Genomic DNA, 19,155 nt, shown 5'->3' on the forward strand with positions numbered 1-19,155 from the left:
GGGAAAGGCTATCACTTACTGGGAAGCCACAATCGTTGCATTTGTACCAACAACAATGAAGCGACCATTGCCGAAGAAAACATCCACTAAGTCCACGGAAGTTCCCGACGTTTGCTTGGTCCAAGTTACTCCATCCTTAGAAGACAAAATTGTCCCCCACCAGCCCACCGCTACATAGATGCCGTTTCCAGCAGCAACTCCCAAAAGTGTGCTTGATGTACCAGAAACCCCCACCGTCCAACGAAGGCCATCTGCGGAGCGCAACACAGTATCCCCATGCCCAACCGCTATAAATTGCCCGTTGCCGTACACAACTCCTCTCAGTTTATAGCTAGCAACTTTACCAGAACGCCAAGTAACTCCGTCCTCGGATACGGTGATGATGCCGTTGTCGCCCACAGCAACAAACCGGCCATTGCCAAAAGTTACGTCGTTCAGGCCCTCGGTTGTGGAGGAATCTCGCGCTACCCAGCTCACACCATCATCCGAAGTTAAAATGGTACCCCGTGCCCCCACCGCGACATACCGATTGTTCCCGTAGGTAACACCATATAGGGGGTTACTACTTGTAGCCCGCGGACTCCAATTCAAAGCATCTATCGAGGTCAAAATCGCTGTCTGGCCCACGCCTACAAACTCGCCGTTACCGTAGGCAACGTCGTAGATGATATAACCATCATTTTCCCTTCCTTGCCAAGCCAAGCCATCCTGAGAAGTCATGACAACCGTACGTAAACCGTTGCCTGAATAGTAACCTCCTACCACCAAGAACCTGTTATCAACAAACAAACCACCAAAGAAATCTGCCTTAAGGCCAGCGGTACGCAAGTACCACGCGGTGCCGTCAGAGGAACTTACAACCACGCCATTTCCCCCAACAGCCACAAACTGGCCGTTAACGTAGGACACATCAAACAAGTTACTACCCGTACCGGAGGATTGCTCTGTCCAGTTTAACCCATCTTCTGAAGCCCAAATCTTCCCATCTGCCCCAACTACAACGTACTTATTTGCCCCATAAGCAATGCTGCTGAGATAGTACCAAAGCTGGCTCGTCCGTTCCCACGTAACTCCGTCAATAGAAGTATAGACCCTCTGACTAGCGACGACCACATAGCGACCCTTAGCAAACACCACATCTTGAAGATACTCATAGCTATTAATGTTGCGAATCTGCCAGGTAATCCCGTCTGGAGATGTCAAGAAGCTGCCCCCATCGCCAACCACTACGAACAGGTTATCCCCGTAAGTGACACCACGGAGATCCCGGGTAGTTCCCGAAGCTCTTACGCTCCAAGTTGATCCGTCACGGGAGGCCAAAACCGTACCGTTGGCGCCAACCGCTATAAACTGACCCTGGGCGTACGCCACATCGTAAAGGTGATTATTTGTTCCCGATACCCGAACAGTCCACTTTTTCCCATCTGTGGACTGCAAGATGGTTCCGTAAGCCCCTACCGCTACGAACGCGTTGTCGCCATACACAACGCCATTGAGGTGTTGCGTTGTTCCGCTAGAGACGGAACGCCAGCTTTGACCATCGGTGGATATAACGATGACCCCTCCTTCTCCCACACCTACATACTGTCCATTACCGTAAGTTATGCCATTTATATTGGTAGCTTGCTGCACTACTTGCCAAGACAGGTTAATGGGTTGTCCTCCATCACGCTCTGAATCCCTAGGCACAGGATTTATCGGACAAGCGGTAAGCCCTGTGACCAAAACCGCATACAGGAGCGTGCGGGTAACAAACACTTTAACGTAGTTTTTTTTCATGATAGTGTTCCCCCTATTTCCAGCCTAGGTAACTTTTATGCTCCTGTCAACTAGGTTGCAGGGCCTTTTAACTTTAGGTTTTCCTTAGGAACAACGCAATATAAAGCACGCCCCAAAAACTCCCCCTTTGAACACCCACAGAGGTTAAGATAACCTCCTGATGGTGCGCCGCGCCCTGGAAGAAGCCATCCACCAGGCCCTCAAGGAACTGGGCCTGGACCTCCGTCTAAAGGTGGCCAAGGCCCCCAAGGACAAGCCCGGGGACTACGGGGTTCCCCTCTTCGCCCTGGCCAAGGAGCTCAGAAAACCCCCCCAGGCCATCGCCCAGGAGCTCAAGGCCCGGCTGGACCTTCCCCCCTTTGTGGAGGAGGCCATCCCGGTGGGCGGGTACCTGAACTTCCGCATCCGCACGCGGGATCTGCTGGGGGAAGCCCTTAGGCCCAAGGGCCCTTTCCCCAAGAGGGAAGGCCTGGTGCTCATGGAGCACACCTCGGTGAACCCCAACAAGGAGCTCCACGTGGGCCATCTCAGGAACATCGCCCTCGGAGACAGCCTGGCCCGCATCCTGGACTATGCCGGGCGGGAGATCCTGGTCCTCAACTACATTGACGACACGGGCCGCCAGGCAGCGGAAACCCTCTTTGCCCTCAGGCACTACGGCCTTTCCTGGGATGGAAAGGAAAAGTACGACCACTTCGCCGGCAGAGCCTACGTGCGCCTCCACCAGGACCCCGAGTACCCCAACCTACAAGGGGGCATAGAGGAGGTCCTACACGCCCTGGAGCGGGGGGAGCTCCGGGAAGAGGTTAACCGCATCCTTCTGGCCCAGATGGCCACCATGAAAGCCCTAAACGCCCATTACCACCTACTGGTGTGGGAATCGGACATCGTCCGGGCGGGGCTGCTGGAAAAGGCCCTGCGCATTTTGGAACAAAGCCCCCATGTGTTCCGCCCCCAGGAGGGCAGGTACGCAGGGGCCCTGGTCATGGACGCAAGCCCCTTCATCCCCGGGCTGGAAGACCCCTACTTCGTCCTGGTGCGCTCGGGTGGCGCCGCCACCTACTACGCCAAGGACATTGCCTTCCAGTTTTGGAAGATGGGCCTCCTCGAGGGCCTCCACTTCCAGCCTTACCCCAACCCTTACTATCCCGCCCTCAGGACCAGCGCCCCTGAGGGGGAGGCCTATACCCCCAGGGCCCGGGAGACGGTAAACGTGATTGACGTGCGCCAAAGCCACCCCCAGGCCCTGGTGCGGGCGGCCTTGGCCCTGGCAGGGCATCCTGAGCTTGCGCAAGGCGCCTTCCACCTGGCCTATGAAACCGTGCTCCTGGAGGGCAGGCAGATGTCGGGGCGGAAGGGCCTGGCGGTGAGCGTGGACGAGGTCTTGGAAGAGGCAGAGAGGAGAGCCTTGGCCATCATACAGGAGAAAAACCCCGAGCACCCCGCCAAGGAGGAGGCCGCCAGGATGGTGGCCTTGGGGGCCATCCGCTTCGCCATGGTAAAGACCGAGCCCAAAAAGCAAATAGATTTCCGCTACGCCGAGGCCCTCTCCTTTGAAGGGGACACCGGGCCCTACGTGCAGTACGCCCACGCCCGGGCCCACAGCATCCTGCGCAAGGCCGGGGAGTGGGGGGAGGCGGACCTCGCCCAGGCCACCCCTTACGAGCGGGAACTGGCCTTAGCCCTCCTGGACTTTGAGGAGGCGGTGCTGGAGGCCGCCGAGGAGAAAACCCCCCATGTCTTGGCCCAGTACCTCCTGGACCTGGCAGCCAGCTGGAACGCCTACTACAACGCCAAGGAGGAGGGGCGGCCCGCCACCCCCGTGCTGACGGCGCCTTCGGGCCTAAGGGAGCTTCGCCTGGGCTTGGTGAAAAGCCTGCAAGAAACCCTGAAGACCGGGCTTTTCCTCCTGGGCATCCCCGCCCCTGAGGTAATGTAAGGGCATGCGCCTTGCCCTCGCCCTCCTCCTCCTCTCTTTGGCCTGGGGCCAGCGCCTAGTCTCCCCCGAGGAAGTGGCGCGAAGCCAGGTGATCCGCAAGGCCCTGCCCGCGGTGGTCCGGGTCCAGGGTTCCCCCACGGCCCCTGGGGAAAACCAGGTGGTGGGCACCGGCTTCTTCGTAAGCCCCTTTCGCGTGGTTACCAACTACCACGTGGTCCAGGACCTCACCGACCTCACCGTGCGCCTGAGCGACGGGCGCACCTTCCCCGCGGAGCGCTTCGCCGTGGACCCGGGGATTGACATCGCCCTCCTCACGGTGCGGGGACTCCAAGCCCCGGGCACGTTGGGCTTCAGCAAAACCCCTGCCACGAGCCTTCCTTTGGGGATGGGGGTGGTGCTGGTGGGGTTTCCCTTCGGCCAAGGCCCCTTGGCCTCCTACGGCATCCTATCCGGGATCGGCCCCTTGGAAGTCCCCACCCCTGACCCCAGCGTGGGGGCCGAGGTGGGGGAGTACCTCTTCACCGACGCCCCCCTCACCGTGGGCAACTCGGGAAGCCCCCTTCTGAACCTGCAAGGGGAGGTGGTCGGGGTGGTGGCGGACGTGGTGGGGGGGCCCTCGGGGGTGGGAGGCATCGGGGTGGCCATCCCGGCGGAGTTGGTGGCGCAAAGCGTCCAGGACCTGGAGCGCTTTGGCATCCCCCAACGGGGCTGGCTGGGGGCCAGCCTGGTGAGCCTGGACGAGCTGCCTCCCGTGCTCCTTAGGGCGGTGGGCCTCACCACCACCCAGGGGGCCATGGTGGACCGGGTGGAACCGGGTAGCCCCGCAGCCCGGGCCGGTCTAAGGGGAGCCCAGCGGGACGCCCAGGGAAGGCTTTTGGCCCTAGGGGATGTGATCCTGGCGGTGAACGGGAAGGCGGTCAAGGACAAGGCGGAGGTGGTCCGCCTCATCGCCCGTTACCGCCCCGGGGACCGGGTGCGGCTAACGCTTTGGCGGGATGGGCGGAGGCTCGAGGTCACCCTCACCATGGTGGCCAGGCCCGTCAGCCGTTAGGCTACCTTGCGGAGGTCAGCGTGTACATCGCCATAGAAGGCCCTATCGGCGCAGGCAAAACCACCCTGGCCCGGCTTCTCGCGGAAAGGCTTGGGGCCGAGCCCCTCCTGGAGGTGGTGGAGGAAAACCCTTTCCTGCCCCTTTTCTACCAGGACCGCAAGGGCTACGCCTTCAAGACCCAGGTCTTCTTCCTCCTCTCCCGGTACCGGCAGCTTTCCCGCCTGCGGGAAAGGCCCCTTTTCGGCGGCGTGGTGGCCGACTACCTCTTTGACAAGGACGCCATCTTCGCCAGCCTGAATCTGGAAGGCCCGGAGTGGGACCTGTATCTGGACCTCTACCGGGAGCTTTCCCTGAAGCTTCCCCCGCCCGACCTCACCATCTACCTGAGGGCCCCGGTGCCCGTGCTGTTGGAACGCATCAGGAAACGGGGCCGGCCCTTTGAGGAGGGGATGGACCCCGCCTACCTCGAGGCCCTCTCCCAGGCCTACGAGCGCCACTTTGCCCGCTACCCCCATCCCCTTTTGGTCCTGGAAGCGGACCAGCTGGACTACAGCCAACCCGGCCCCGACCAGGACCGGGTGGTGGCCCTGGTCAAGGCCCATGGCCTTCAAGGGAAAACCCAACCCTAACGCCATGTACCTGGCCATCGCCGGCAACATCGGTAGCGGCAAGAGCACCCTCACCGCCCTTCTGGCCGAGGCTTTCGGGCTAAAGCCCGTCTACGAGGCGGTAAGCGAAAACCCCTACCTGGAGGATTTCTATCGGGATATGCAGGGCTACGCCTTTCACTCCCAGATCTTCTTCCTCTCAAGGAGGGTGCGCCAGCACCTTTTGGAGATCAACGGGGCCAAGGCGGTGGTCCAGGACCGCACCGTCTACGAGGACGCCTTGGTCTTTGCCAAAAATCTCTACCGGGAAGGCTATTTGCAGGAGCGGGACTGGCGGACTTATATGGATCTTTTCCAGAGCGTAGCCCCAGCCCTTCGTACGCCCGACCTCCTCATCTACCTCCGGGCCAACCTCCCCACCCTGAGAAGGCGGATAAGAAAGCGGGGCAGGCCCTTTGAGCAAGGCCTTCCTGAGGGCTACCTCTTGCGGCTTAACGAGCTCTATGAGGAGCTCATCGCCTCTTGGGACCTCTCCCCCGTCTACGTGGTGGAGGCGGACCGGATAGACTTTGTGGAAAAGGAGGAGGACCGCGCCGCTTTGCTCGCCGCCTTACGCCCCCGGATCCAACCATGACCCTGGAGGAACTCTTCGCCCCCTATGGCCTGAAGGCCCCGCCCCTGAAGGTCCTGGGCCTGACCCAGGATTCCAGGCGGGTAGCCCCGGGCTTCGTCTTCGTGGCCATCCCCGGGGTGCCCCTTCCCCACCGCAAGCCCTTGGACGGGCACGACTACATCCTCGAGGCCCTGGAAAGGGGGGCCATCGCCGTGGTGGGGGAAAGGGAGCTCAGCCTTCCCGTCCCCTACCTGAGGGTGAAGGACGCCCGCCTGGCCCTGGCCCACCTCTCCCGGCGCTTCCACGGGGAGCCCGACCGGCGGCTGAACCTCCTGGGGGTTACGGGCTCCAAGGGCAAGAGCACCACGGCAAGCCTCCTCCACCACCTCCTGCACCAGGGGGGAAAGCGGGCCGCCCTCCTCTCCACGGTGGGGCTCAGGCTGGGGGAGGACCCAAGGCCTCCCATCGGCCACTTCACCACCCCCGAGGCCCCGGAGGTCTACGCCTTCCTGCGGGAGGCCGTGGACCGTGGGCTAGAGGCCGCCATCCTGGAGGTTTCCAGCCACGCCCTGGCCCTGAAGCGGGTGGAGGGGCTTGCCTACCGGATCGGGGTCTTCGTGAGCTTTTACCCCGACGACCACCTGGACCTGCACGGCACGGCGGAGGCCTACTTTGCCGCCAAGGCCCTCCTGGTGGAGCGCTCAGAGCTGGCCATCCTCAATACCCGCCTGCCCCACCTAGACCGCCTTCCCCTTCGGTCCCGCCTGCTTTTCGGCCCTGGCGGGGAGGTGTGGGGGGAGGGTCTCAAGGAAGGCGAAGAAGGCCTGCGCTTCACCCTTCGCACCCCCTGGGGCTCTGGGGAGGCCTTCGTCCCCCTACTGGGGGCCTACAACCTGGACAACGCCCTGGCGGCCAGCGCCGCCGCCTTGGCCTACGGGCTTCCCCTGGAAGGGGTGCTCCGGGGCCTGGCCACCTTCCCCGGGGTGCCGGGACGCATGGAGGTGGTGCAACGGAAGCCCTTCCGGGTGGTCATAGACTTTGCCCACACCGGCAGAAGCCTGGAAGAAGCCCTAAAGACCTTACGCCGGACCACCCGGGGGAGGCTTCTTCTGGTGGTGGGGGCTGCCGGGGAGCGGGACCCCAAGCGGCGGGAGGACATCGGCCGGGTGGCGGCGAGGCTCGCCGACCAAACCTTCTTCACCGAGGAGGACCACCGCACGGAGGACCTCATGGCCATCCTCGAGGCCCTGGCCCAGGCCGCCAGGGAGGAAGGGGGCCTTTTTGAGGTGATCCCCGACCGCAGGGAGGCCATTTTCCGCGCCCTTTCCGAGGCCCAAGAAGGGGATACCGTCCTCCTGGCCGGCAAGGGGCACGAGGCCACCTTGGAGCGGGGCACCTTGGCCCTCCCCTGGAACGAGAAGGAGGTGGCCCTGGAAGGGCTTAGGGCCTTGGGCCTAGGTGGAGGCGACCACCCCTAGGGAGGCCAGCCATTCCGCAAACGCCTTCAGGCCCCGATGGTACATGGCCTCCCGCTTCTCCCTCTTCCCCATCCTCCCCTCCACAGGGGGCACCAGGCCCCAGTTGGCGTACATGGGCTGGAAGCCCTGGGGGTTGGCGGTGGCCAGGAAACGGACCAGCCCTCCCAGCATGCTCTCCTCCGGGGGGACCACGGGCCTCAGCCCCAGGGCCTGCCTGGCGGCGTTCAGCCCCGCCAGAAACCCCGTGGCGGCGCTTTCCAGGTAACCCTCCACCCCGGCCAGCACCCCAGCAGCGAAGAGGCCTGCCTCCTCCTTGAACTCCAGGGTCTCCCGCAAGAGAAGAGGGGCGTTGAGATAGGTGTTGCGGTGCATCACCCCGTAGCGCACGATCTCGGCCCCCTCCAGGCCCGGGATCATCTGAATAAGCCGCTTCTGCTCGGGCCACTTGAGCCCGGTTTGGAAGCCCACCAGGCTCCACATCCGCCCCGCCTTGTCCTCTTGGCGAAGCTGCACCACGGCAAAGGGCTCCTTGCCCGTCCTGGGGTCTTTAAGGCCCACCGGCTTCATGGGGCCAAAGAGAAGGGTCTGGTAGCCCCGGCGGGCCAGTTCCTCCACCGGCACGCAGGCCTCAAAGAACTCCCGCTTCTCCCACTCGTGGGGGACGTGCTCCTCTGCCCGCACGAGGGCCTCGTAGAAACGCCGGTACTCCTCCTCGGTCAGGGGGCAGTTCAGGTAGTCCGCCTCCTGCCCGTAGCGCCCGGCGCGGAAGCACTTCTTTAGGTCTATGCTCTCGTAAAGGACAATGGGGCTTGCCGCATCAAAGTAGCTGAGGAAATGGTCGCCAAAGCGGCGCCGGATGGCCTCGGAAAGGGCATCGGAGGTAAGGGGTCCGGTGGCCAGGATGGCCAGGCCCTGGGGAATCTCCGCCACCTCCTCCCGCACCACCTCCACCAGGGGGTGCCGGGAAAGCTTTTCCGTAATGTACTGGCTGAACTCCTCCCGGTCCACGGCCAAGGCCCCGCCTGCCGGCACCCGGGCCCTATAGGCCGCCTCCATCACCAGGCTCCCCGCCTGGCGCATCTCCGCCTGGAGGAGTCCCTTGGCGTTGGCAGGCCCCTCGCCCCCCAAGGAGTTGGAGCAGACGATTTCCGCCAAGTACCCCGTGGCGTGGGCCGGGGTCATCCTTTGGGGGCGCATCTCATAGAGGCGTACCGGCACCCCAAGCCGCGCCAGGGTCCAGGCGGCCTCGCTTCCCGCCAGGCCTCCTCCCACCACCGTCACCCGTTCCATCCTTTAGATGCTACCACCCATCCAGGCTTGGGAAAAGGACGGATAGCGGGTAGAATGGCCCTATGGCGGTGCGGCACCGGTCTAAGGTGGCGGTTCGGCCTTGTCGCCGGAAGCCCACCTCGAGCTCCTGGAAGGCCAGGCCTACCAGGGTGAAAAAGGGGGAAAGGAGGGCTCCTTTTCCCCCTGAGGTGTAGATCCCTTGGGCTCCTTCCCCATGAGCCTGGCCAAGCGCATCATCCCCTGCCTGGACGTCCACGCAGGACGCGTGGTGAAGGGGGTAAACTTCGTCAACCTCCGCGACGCCGGGGACCCCATAGAGGCCGCCCAGGCCTACGACCAGGCGGGGGCCGACGAGCTGGTCTTCCTGGACATCTCCGCCACCCATGAGGAGCGGGCCATCCTCCTGGAGGTGGTGGCCCAGGTGGCGGAAAGGGTCTTCATTCCCTTGACCGTGGGGGGCGGGGTGCGCTCCTTGGAGGATGCCCGGGGGCTCCTCTTGGCCGGGGCCGACAAGGTGAGCGTGAACTCGGCGGCGGTGAAGCGCCCTGAGCTCATCCAGGAGCTGGCCCACCACTTTGGCTCCCAGGCGGTGGTCCTGGCCGTGGACGCCCGCTGGAACGGGGACTTCCCCGAGGTCTATATCGCCGGGGGGCGCATTCCCACCGGCCTCCACGCGGTGGAATGGGCGGTGCGGGGAGCGGAGCTTGGCGCGGGGGAGATCCTCCTCACCAGCATGGACCGCGACGGCACCAAGGCGGGCTACGACCTAACCCTTACCCGCCTGGTGGCCGAAGCGGTAAACGTGCCGGTGATCGCCAGCGGCGGGGCGGGAAACATGGAGCATTTCCTGGAAGCCTTCCTGGCCGGGGCCGATGCCGCCTTGGCGGCCAGCGTCTTCCACTTCGGGGAAATCCCAATCCCCAAGCTTAAGGAGTTCCTGGCCCAACGGGGCCTGGAGGTGCGCTTAGATGGATCTGTCCCAAGTGAAGTTTAGCCCAGAGGGCCTGGTGCCCGTGGTGGTGCAAGACGCCACAACAGGGGAAGTCCTGACCCTGGCCTACGCCAACCGGGAGGCCTTGGAGGAGACCCTGAGGACCAGGCGAAGCACCTTCTATAGCCGTAGCCGCAAGGCCCTTTGGCGCAAGGGGGAGACCTCGGGGAACTTCCAGGAGGTGGTGGAGGTCCTCCTGGACTGCGACGGGGATGCGGTGGTCTACCGGGTTCTCCCCCATGGCCCCGCCTGCCACACCGGGGAAAGGAGTTGCTTCCACCGCCCCCTCCTTCCGGGAGAGCCCAGCCTGGGCTTTGTCCTGGCCCAGGTCTACGCCACCATCCAGGAGCGCCTCAAGACCCTCCCCGAGGGAAGCTACGTGGCCAAGCTCCACCAAGCGGGCCTAGACCGCATCCTGAAGAAGATCGGGGAGGAGGCCGGGGAAGTGATCCTCGCCGCCAAAAACCAAAACCCTGAGGAGGTGCGCTGGGAGGCCGCGGATCTCCTCTTCCACCTCCTCTTGGTGCTGGCGGAAACTGGGGTCAGCCTCGAGGACCTGGCCCAAACCCTCTGGCAACGGCACCGCCCTAAGCCAGAACCCGGTGCCGCCTCCTAGGCCTATATGATGGAAACATGGAAATAGAACGCCGGTTGGTCCTCGAGGTGGTGCGGGTTACCGAGCAGGCCGCCCTGGCGGCAAGCCGCCTAGCGGGCAAGGGGGATAAGGACGCCGTGGACGAGGCGGGCACCCAGGCCATGCGCCGGGTCCTGAACGAGCTTCCCATCAAGGGCACGGTGGTGATCGGCGAGGGGGAGATGGACGAGGCCCCCATGCTCTACATCGGGGAGGTCCTGGGGCAAGGCGGTGTGGAGGTGGACATCGCCGTGGACCCCGTGGAGGGGACCACCACCGCGGCCAAGGGCCTGCCCAACGCCGTGACCGTGATCGCCATTAGCGAAAAGGGCGGCCTCTTCCACGCCCCCGATATGTACATGGAAAAGCTTATCGTCCCCCCACCCGCCGCCGGGCTTGTGGACCTCTCCTGGCCGGTTTCCGCCAACCTCAAGGCCTTGGCCCTGGCCCTCCAGCGCTCGGTGGAGGACCTGGTCATCGTGGTCCTGGACCGCCCGCGCCACGAGGGCCTCATCCGGGAAATCCGCGAGGCCGGAGCCCGGGTCAAGCTCATCTCCGATGGCGACGTGATCGCCGCCTTGGCCGCCGCCATCCGGGGCACCGGGGTGCATGCGGTGATGGGGATTGGGGGGGCCCCAGAAGGGGTCTTGGCCGCCGCCGCCCTCAAGTGCCTGGGCGGGGAGATCCAGGCCCGCTTCACGCCGCAAAACGAGGAGGAGCGGGCCCGGCTAAGGGCCATGGGCGGGGATGAGAACCGCATCTACCGCACCGAGGACCTGGCCCCGGGCAAGGAGATCGTCTTCGCCGCCACCGGCATCACCGATGGGGACATCCTCCAGGGGGTCCGCTTCTTCGGGGGCGGGGCCAGGACCCACTCCATCGTCCTAGGGCACACCACCCGCACCGTGCGCTTCATAGACTCCATCCACCTCTTTGAAACCGGAGCCCGGGTCACCATCCGCGTGTAGACTAAAGGCGTGCCCCGGAGGTACACCCAAGAGGAGGCCCTCAGGCTTGCCCTGGATTTCTTCCAGGGAGATGAGCTAAGGGCCTCCGTTTTCCTGAACCGCTATGCCCTACGGGACCCGGAGGGTAGCCTCCTGGAGGCCACCCCGGAGGAGATGTGGCAGCGGCTGGTCCAGGGGGCTACCCGGGTGGAAAAGGGAGCCAAGCGGGAGTTTTTCTGGCTCTTCTCCGATTTTCGCTTCGTCCCCGGAGGCCGTATCCTCTTTGGCCTAGGCAACTGGCGCCGCTCCACCCTCTTCAACTGCTACTACCTTCCCATCCGGGAGGACTCCATAAGGGGCATCACCCGCTTCCTGGACGAGGCCGCCCGCACCTTTGCCTACGGGGGTGGGGTGGGGACCAACGCCGATGTTCTAAGGCCTAAAGGGGCCAAGGTGGGCAACGCCGGGGTGGAAAGCTCGGGGGCAGTAAGCTTCATGGAGCTCTTCTCCACCCTGGCCGGGGTCATGGGGGCCAGCGGGGGCCGGCGGGGAGCCCTGATGCTCACCTTCTCCGACCGGCACCCAGATCTCCTGGAGTTCCTCCAGGCCAAAACCGATCCCCAGCGCAGCCGGGTGCGCCACGCCAACATCTCCCTAAGGGCCACGGACGCCTTTTTGCAGGCGGCCCTGGCCGATGAACCCTGGCCCCTTTCCTTCACCACACCCCGGGAGCACGTGGCCCGAACCATCCGGGCCAAGGAAGCCTGGGACACCCTGGTGGAGGCCGCCTGGCAAAGCGCCGAGCCCGGCCTCCTCTTCTGGGACCGGGTGCGCACCTGGGCCACGGCCCAGTACGGGGGGATGGAGGTGGAGGGGGTCAACGTCTGCGGGGAGGTGCCCATGGAGCCCTACGGGGCCTGCAACCTGGGAAGCCTGAACCTGGCCGCCTTCGTGCAGGAACCCTTTGGGGAAAGGGCCCGCCTGGACTGGGCGGGCCTCGAGGAGGCCACCCGCCTGGCGGTGCGCTTTTTGGATGCCGTGGTGGACCTGGGGAAAAACCGCCACCCCCTAAGGGCCCAAAGGGAAGCCTCCCTGAGAAGCCGGAGGATCGGCCTTGGGGTGATGGGCCTAGCGGACATGCTGGCCATGTTGGGGCTTCCCTACGGCTCCCAGGAAAGCCTAAGGCTTTCCGAAGAGGTCATACGGCGCATCAAGGAAGCCGCCTATTGGGAAAGCACCCGCTTGGCCCGGAAAAGGGGTCCTTTCCCCGCCTTTGACCCCAAGGAGCACGTGCAAAGCCCCTTCATCCAGGCGTTGCCCGAAGCCCTGGTGCGGGAGATAGAAAAGGGCCTTAGGAACGCAGCCCTCATCTCCATCGCCCCCACGGGCTCCATCTCCATCCTGGCCGGGGTGACGAGCGGCATTGAGCCCATCTTCGCCCTCACCTACCTGCGCCATGCCGGTGGGCAGGTGTTCTTGGCGGAGCATCCCCTTCTCCTACGGTACCGCCGGGAAAAGGAGGGGGCGATACCGGACTGGCCCACGGCCCATACCGTGGATCCTTTCCAGCGGGTACGCTTGCAGGCGGCCTTGCAGCGCCACGTGGACCAGAGCATCTCTTCCACGGTGAACCTCCCCCAGGAAACCCCCAAGGAGGTGGTGGAAGGGCTCTTCCTCACCGCCTGGAAGGAAGGGTGCAAGGGGATCACCGTCTTCCGGGAGGGAAGCCGGGAGGAGGTGGTGGAACCCTTACCCCCGGTGGGGGTCTGCACCTTCTGCCAAACGGCATGACCCGCTACCGCATCGCCACCAAGCCCTATCTTCCCTATCCCGGGGAACGCCTGGCCCGAAGGAAGGGCCTAGGGGGTGAGTTTTACGAGCTCCGCCCATACGCTCCCGGGGACGAGGTGCGCAAGGTCCACTGGCGGGCTTATGCCAAGACCGGCAGGCTCTATACCCGCCTAGAAACCGCCCCCGAGCGGGTCCGTTTCCGCATCCACCTGGACGAAAGCGAAAGCATGCGCCTCTTTGGCAAGCTGGCCTATGGGGAAGAGGTGGCCAGGCTTCTTCTAAAGCTCGCCCGCCAGGAGGACGCCTTCGCCCGGCTGGAACGGGGAAGGCCCGAGGCCTTCCGCCGGGGCCCTGGGGTCTTGGTCCTCATCACCGACGGCCTGGACCCCCTCCCCTGGCCCAAGATCCTCCCCCGGCGGGTGGTCTTGGTCCAGGTCCTGGCACCCGGAGAACTATCCCCACCCCTCGAGGACGCGCTCCTAAGGGATGTGGAAACCGGGGAAACCCTCCCCGTGGGACCGGAGGAGGTGAGGGCCTACCGGGAAGCCCTGGAGGCCCACCTGAAGGCCCTCCGCCTCCTGGCCCTGCTGAGGGGCCGGTACGCCCTCCTAAAGGTGGGGGAACCCCCCTTGCCGGCCCTCCTTCGGCAAGGGGTGGTGGAGCCCCTTTAGCGCCCTCCTTCCCTTCGCCAGGTCCTGATGAACCCCAGGGAAGGGCCTCTCCGGAGGGCTTGAGCCAAGGTGGGGTGGGATGGGGACGGGGGCCACCCTGGGGAAGATCCCCGGTACGACCCTGGGCATCCCAGGCCACCACCCCGTTTAAGGAATCTGTAAGGCCCCCTGAAGAGGATGGAGGTAGGCAGGGGTACCGAAGACCCCTGGCCTTAAGGAGGTAGGTATGGGAAAGATCCGCAACCTGGCCTTTTTAGCCCTGGTCCTTGCCGCCTGCAGCATCCCTTTTAGCTATACGGTGGACGCCTTGCCCTACCTGGAGAGGGAAGGCACCTTCCAGGTGGGGCAAGGGGGGATTAACCCCAACCCCAAGACCCTGGGGCCGGTGGAGATAACCTGGAACCCCGACTCCCGGGTGAACCTCACGGGGGCCAGCCTGGCCTACAAGGTCTGCTTTGCCTCCAAGACCCCAGGGGCCACCTTCGCCGGCACCTTGAGCTACACCGCCTATCTGGGCGGCAGTGCCGGCGACCTCTTCAAGGAGGCCAACCGCCTGGCGCAAGGGAGTAAGGATGTGTCCCCGCTCAACCAAGACCAAGTGTGCCTAGAAGGACAGGGCAACCTGACGCCCGGTCAGCTCACCGCCATCCAAAGTGGTACCTTCTACGTGGGAGCCCAGATCTCGGGGGATGCCACCAGCAGCCAAGAGGCCACCATCGGCTACCGGCTGGAGCTTTTCCGGATTCATCTCTCAGGCTCCCTCCGGCCCTAAGGTGAAAGGAGGTCAAGATGTGGCATACAAGGTTCCTGCTATTCCTTAGCTTTCTCCTTAATCGGGCACTTCTTGCGTCAAAGCATGTTCCAATCCCTGAAGCGAAAATGTGGCCGATGAAGTTTCTCGAAAAAATGGGACGCGGAACCCAACTTGTCCTCGTCCTCACCCTCCCCCTTCTCCTAACGGCTTGCGGGGGTAGCGGTGGGGCAGAAAACGGCAGCCTGCCTCCAACCGTCCGGCAAGAATCGGGAACCGTAGTCTTCCCAGCTGACATCCAAGTTGACCTGAGAGGGTCCACTGCGCTGACTGGCTGGGGAGAGGCTACACTGGACGCCAATGGCCGCTTTACAGTTCCCATTAACTTAGAAGGCTCCCAACTGATTTTGATTCTTAACCAGCAAGAAAAGTTAGTGGCCGCTAGTTTTCGGCCTTTTTCGGAGGCCCTAGAGATCAACCTCGACACCACTGCTGCTGCTCTTCTTATGTTCCTTGTACCTCCAGCTTACCGCCCAACTCAAGAAGGCTCACGGCAAGCTTTCATCCTTCTCAAGCAGCAAGAGTTCTTCCCTTCTCTTCGTCAAGCCATCAAGGACCAACTTAAAATTCTAGGCTATATTGACCCGAGCGCAAGCCCTCTTTCGGATGTCCTTGCCTCCACCATTCAACCCCTCTGGGCACTGGTAAGCTCCCCCGATTACCCACCCCTTCCACCTGATGCTGTTCCTTCGCAAGGGATTCGAGGCCTAAGTGTAGACCCAGGAACCGTCCAGAGCTATCTGCAAATATATGACGAAGATGAAGACCGGGATGGAAACCCAGCTACCCATGAGATCGTTGTGTCCCACTACGCGCCTACCATGGCCGGTTTGGTGTACCTACCGGCTGCACCAACAGCAAGAAATTTCTCACTCATTGGACCCCGGACCGGTTGGGGTATCCTAGAAGCATTTACAGGACAAGTAGCATGGCCTTCTACGCAGAATCTGGTGATCCACCTACCATCTCCCCCACCGGAAAAGTATTTTGCTTTTGGCGTAACCGTGGCGATCGGCCGCGGTGAGAGCCCCACTGCAACTCTGTATCTCAACGAACTTGGGGGGATGAGAGACCAAGCTCGAGAAGCCATCAGAGATGCTTTGGCCCTCGTTATGTTCACAGATGTCGTACTCTCCGTTATAATACCCAACACCGTACAACTTCTTGGGGTAAAGCTAAGCAAGCTGAATCTCGATCGTCTAACCAATTGTTTAGTTCCGCAAATCCTCGACACTTCTTTGGGCGGTGCGCTCAGGGTGCTTGCAAGCACAATGATGAACAGGGGTGCAACCGCAGAAGAAGTTGGTAATGCTTACAAACAGATTCTACAAGCCATCGGCGATGAGGGGGCTACACAAATTAGGGCCACCACGGAGTGCCTCATCAAAAGCTATTTAGAGCAATGGGCAAAAAATGCCGAAGAGAAGGCACTCAAGAAAATTCTTAAGTTATCCGTGCGCACTTTCTTAGGGCTCTTCGACAAGCTCGGCTGGGCTGGGAACCAAGTGTGGGTAGTGAATGCTTACCAAAGCCGGCATTCGGTTGAGGGATGGAAGATCGTCCCTGAGCGCCACCCCTTACGTTGGGCCTATGCGGGCTTGGCCTACAGCATGGACGGAACATCTGCAACAGAAGGTGGCGGTACACCCCTCGTGGTTGTTGGTGGCCAAAGCGAAGGAAAACCGGTGGTGTGGATGAGGGGCCAAGGAACAAGAATCCTCACAAACCGTCCCGGTACCGTGCTGGATGTCTGTGTTTCCGAGGACGGCACAAGGATAGCCGCTGTAGGAATGCTTGGTAACGGCACCTCATCATTCTGGTGGGTTAAGGGATGGGACGATGTTCGGATCCTACCTGCACCGGGTGCCAACGGAAATGTGGCATACGGATGCGCTTGGATTGGCAATCAGCTTCACATTGTCGGCCGGTCGATAAGTGGGTTCCCCGTAGGCATGTACTGGATAGATGGAAGAATTGCCCTGCAAATGAGGTGGCAGAGCCAATGCCCAAACGGGGTTGTGTTCCTAGATGTAAATAGGAAGGGGGAGGTAGTTGGTGGAGTTGGCGTTTGGCAACCGGAACCGGACCCGGCAGACCCCAATAAACCCAGCTGTCATGAAAGGCTAGTGCGCCACCTTTTCACTCTCCGCTCCGGCCAGGGTCCACAGATAATCCACGAAGGGGATGGTCACGCGAACAATGCCTATATCTATTGGGCCCGGATTTCAGAAAATGGCTTTGTCATAGGGAGGACAGAAGGTGGTCTCGGCTTTCTCTGGACAGGAATGGGTAAAGCTCCTCTTCCCGGACAACCCCTTGCGATTAGCGCCAATGGAACTGCTGTTGTCGGTGAAGCTAACGGGGGATATATATGGCTAGGCGGAAGGGTGGAAAGCCTCAACCATATCTTCTCCGCCTATCTCAAGGAGGGGGACGTTTTGGGTGCCGCCTTTGGGATAACTCCGGATGGACGTTTTGTAGCAGGCAACGGGACACGTAGGGGCCAAGCACCCTTTGTCTATGTGGGCGATATCAACTTGGCAAGGGGTGGCTTAGGACAGTAACCCCCGGCGTACTCCGGCCAACCTCCTTAGAGACAAACGCATTTTCAGATGGCCTCTACTGGTACCCATGTGGCGGGGGAAAATCAACCCCCACAGAGAAACACCTCGAGGCCCAAGGCCCTTAACCTTTCCGGGTCCACACCCCCCTCCCCCCACCCTGCAAGCCGCCAGTAGGCGCGCACCCCTTCCCGGAAGGCCTCGGGGTCCAGATGGGCCTCGGGGTTACCCTTGCGAAAGGGCTGGAAGAAGCGCTCGGGCAGGCGGTCCTCCTCCGGCTTTAGGCCCTCCCGCAGGTTAAAGAGCCGGGTGAGCTGCAAGGTCCTCTCCCCCACCGCCAGCATCTCCCCTGGGGTAAGCCGCCAGCCCGTGGTGGCATAAAGGGCCTCCTGCCACTCTTCTGGGGTCCAGGGAACAAAGTCGCACATCACCAGGCTATTCACAAACCCCCGTTCCCGGGTCTTGGTCCAAAGCATGCGGATCTTGGCCTCGGAGAGGTCTTCGGGGGGAAGGGGCGCAAAATCTTCCCCGTAAAAGCGAAGCTCCTTTAGGGCCTTCCCTTCCTTAACGAAGGCGGTGTCGTGCAGGTTGTGGTTATGGTCGGCCCCCGTGGGGCTCACCGCATACCCCACGCCCAGGGCCCGCTTGTACCGGGGGTCGTGCATGGGCACCTCCTGGCCCTTCACCTGCATGGCCAGCTCGGGATGGCCGATGGCCTCCGCCAGGCGCCTCGAGCCCAGGGCCAAAAGCTCCCCAAGCCGCCCCTCCTTGCGGGCCAGCTTCTCTATGGCGGCGATCAAGGCATCCCCGTTGCCGAAGCGTAGCCCCAGGCCCTCGTCGTCCAGATACCCCTTCTCCACCGCCTCCATGGCACAGGCGATGGTGACGCCCACCCCGATCACGTCCAGGCCATACTGGTTGCAAAGGGTGTTGGCCTTGGTGACCGCATAGGGGTCCGTCACCCCACAGGTGGAGCCCAAGGCCCCAAGCCCTTCGTACTCCGGCCCCCCGTACTCCGGGCGCACATCGTACTTGCCCGTGCCCTCAATCCTCACCACCTGCTTGCAACGGATGGCGCAGGCGTAGCAGGTATCCCGGCCTATGCGGATGCCGAGGGCGTCCAGGCTGGTGCCATCCAGGGCCTCCGCCCCTTCCAGGTAGCCATCCAGGAAGTTATGGCTGGGAAGAACCCCCCTTAGGTTAAAGGGCTTCACCGTGCCCACGGTACCCATGGTGACCAGACCCGCCGCCCTTTCCATGCGCTCACCCGCCATGCGCCGGGCCAAGGCGGTAAGGAGGGCGGGGTCGTGGTAGGAAGGCCGGGTATCCTTCCTGGCCCGGGCGGAAACCGCCTTGAGGCGTTTAGCCCCCATCACCGCCCCCAGGCCCCCCCGCCCGGCAAAGTGGGCCAGGTCGTGGATGATGTTGGCGGTGAGCACCCGGTTTTCCCCGGCGATCCCGATCTGGGCGATGCGGGTGCCCGGTCCGTGGGCTTCCTTGAGGAGGGCCTCCACCTCCAGGGGATCCTTGCCCCAAAGGTGGGAGGCGGGCTGGAGGCTCACCTCACCCCCTTCCACATGCACGTACACGGGCTCTTCCGCCTGGCCCAGGACCACCAAGGCGTCCAGGCCAGCGTTTTTCATCTCGGCGCCGAAGAACCCCCCAGCCTCCGCATCCCCATACCCTCCCGTGAGGGGGCTTTTGGCGGCCACGGTGTTGCGGCCCGAGCCGGAGATGGGGGTGCCGGTGAGGATACCGGGGGCGAAGATCAAGGCGTTTTCCGGGCCCAAGGGGTCCGCCCCTGGGGGCACGTGCTTTAGGAGGAGGTAGGCGGCAAGGGCCCTGCCCCCCAGGAACCGCTGCCAGAAGGCCTCGCCGTAGCGCTCATACCCGATCCGCCCCGTGGAGAGGTCCACGAAGGCCACGCGGTCGTGGTAGCCCTTAGGCATAGCCAAAGTTTACCCCCTGAGGCCTGAGGCCTCAGGGGGAAG

At 62.9% G+C, this 19,155-nt stretch carries 15 protein-coding genes; 12 read left to right on the forward strand and 3 right to left on the reverse strand.

Annotated features, from left to right (window positions below; all coding sequences use genetic code 11):
- Positions 1–15: 15 nt before the first annotated feature.
- Positions 16–1,779 carry a beta propeller repeat protein gene (locus L0D16_RS07435; protein ID WP_243030948.1) on the reverse strand — a complete coding sequence of 588 codons (1,764 nt, stop codon included), beginning with the start codon at positions 1,777–1,779 and terminating at the stop codon, positions 16–18.
- 160 nt (positions 1,780–1,939) lie between these two features.
- On the opposite strand from L0D16_RS07435, the gene L0D16_RS07440 reads away from it, so the two are divergent.
- The 5 genes from L0D16_RS07440 to L0D16_RS07460 are packed head-to-tail and all read left to right on the forward strand — an operon-like array spanning position 1,940 to position 7,468.
- Positions 1,940–3,718 (forward strand): arginine--tRNA ligase, encoded by a 1,779-nt coding sequence (locus L0D16_RS07440; protein ID WP_243030949.1) that lies wholly within the window; start codon positions 1,940–1,942, stop codon positions 3,716–3,718.
- A gap of 4 nt (positions 3,719–3,722) precedes the next feature.
- Entirely contained in the window at positions 3,723–4,769 is a 1,047-nt protein-coding gene (locus tag L0D16_RS07445; RefSeq protein ID WP_243030950.1) for a S1C family serine protease, read from the forward strand.
- A 20-nt stretch (positions 4,770–4,789) separates the two neighbouring features.
- The gene (locus L0D16_RS07450; RefSeq protein WP_243030952.1) at positions 4,790–5,398 is read left to right on the forward strand and encodes a deoxynucleoside kinase; all 609 of its coding nucleotides are present in this window, start codon (positions 4,790–4,792) and stop codon (positions 5,396–5,398) included.
- A gap of 4 nt (positions 5,399–5,402) precedes the next feature.
- The gene (locus L0D16_RS07455) at positions 5,403–6,011 is read left to right on the forward strand and encodes a deoxynucleoside kinase (protein WP_243031012.1); all 609 of its coding nucleotides are present in this window, start codon (positions 5,403–5,405) and stop codon (positions 6,009–6,011) included.
- Entirely contained in the window at positions 6,008–7,468 is a 1,461-nt protein-coding gene (locus L0D16_RS07460) for a Mur ligase family protein (protein ID WP_243030953.1), read from the forward strand. The genes L0D16_RS07455 and L0D16_RS07460 overlap by 4 nt, the downstream gene beginning before the upstream one ends.
- Here L0D16_RS07460 and trmFO read toward each other — a convergent pair.
- Complete coding sequence (gene trmFO / locus L0D16_RS07465) at positions 7,445–8,758, reverse strand: methylenetetrahydrofolate--tRNA-(uracil(54)-C(5))-methyltransferase (FADH(2)-oxidizing) TrmFO (protein ID WP_243030955.1); 1,314 nt, start codon at positions 8,756–8,758, stop codon at positions 7,445–7,447. The two genes, L0D16_RS07460 and trmFO, sit on opposite strands and share 24 nt — an antisense overlap.
- A gap of 214 nt (positions 8,759–8,972) precedes the next feature.
- Here trmFO and hisF point away from each other — a divergent pair, with 214 nt between their 5' ends.
- The 7 genes from hisF (at position 8,973) to L0D16_RS07500 (ending at position 17,167) form a co-directional block, all read left to right on the forward strand.
- Positions 8,973–9,752 (forward strand): imidazole glycerol phosphate synthase subunit HisF, encoded by a 780-nt coding sequence (gene hisF, locus L0D16_RS07470; RefSeq protein ID WP_243030959.1) that lies wholly within the window; start codon positions 8,973–8,975, stop codon positions 9,750–9,752.
- Entirely contained in the window at positions 9,727–10,365 is a 639-nt protein-coding gene (gene hisIE, locus L0D16_RS07475) for a bifunctional phosphoribosyl-AMP cyclohydrolase/phosphoribosyl-ATP diphosphatase HisIE (RefSeq protein ID WP_243030962.1), read from the forward strand. Before hisF ends, hisIE begins: the two co-directional genes overlap by 26 nt.
- A gap of 17 nt (positions 10,366–10,382) precedes the next feature.
- Positions 10,383–11,351, forward strand: coding sequence for a class II fructose-bisphosphatase (gene glpX / locus L0D16_RS07480; protein ID WP_279231256.1), 969 nt, complete (start codon positions 10,383–10,385; stop codon positions 11,349–11,351).
- Positions 11,352–11,360: 9 nt separating this feature from the next.
- On the forward strand, positions 11,361–13,121 hold the full coding sequence (locus L0D16_RS07485; protein ID WP_243030964.1) for an adenosylcobalamin-dependent ribonucleoside-diphosphate reductase: 1,761 nt from the start codon (positions 11,361–11,363) through the stop codon (positions 13,119–13,121).
- Positions 13,118–13,792 carry a DUF58 domain-containing protein gene (locus tag L0D16_RS07490; protein WP_243030965.1) on the forward strand — a complete coding sequence of 225 codons (675 nt, stop codon included), beginning with the start codon at positions 13,118–13,120 and terminating at the stop codon, positions 13,790–13,792. The genes L0D16_RS07485 and L0D16_RS07490 overlap by 4 nt, the downstream gene beginning before the upstream one ends.
- 226 nt (positions 13,793–14,018) lie before the next feature.
- Entirely contained in the window at positions 14,019–14,564 is a 546-nt protein-coding gene (locus L0D16_RS07495; RefSeq protein ID WP_243030967.1) for a hypothetical protein, read from the forward strand.
- 116 nt (positions 14,565–14,680) lie between these two features.
- A complete protein-coding gene (locus L0D16_RS07500; protein ID WP_243030971.1) occupies positions 14,681–17,167 on the forward strand; it encodes a hypothetical protein in 2,487 nt (828 codons plus the stop codon).
- Positions 17,168–17,250: 83 nt separating this feature from the next.
- Here the strand turns inward: L0D16_RS07500 and L0D16_RS07505 are convergent, their stop codons facing one another.
- Positions 17,251–19,113: an aldehyde ferredoxin oxidoreductase family protein gene (locus L0D16_RS07505; protein WP_243030973.1), complete on the reverse strand. Its 1,863-nt coding sequence runs from the start codon at positions 19,111–19,113 to the stop codon at positions 17,251–17,253.
- Positions 19,114–19,155: the final 42 nt, after the last annotated feature.

Source organism: Thermus altitudinis (assembly GCF_022760835.1).
GTDB lineage: Bacteria > Deinococcota > Deinococci > Deinococcales > Thermaceae > Thermus > Thermus altitudinis.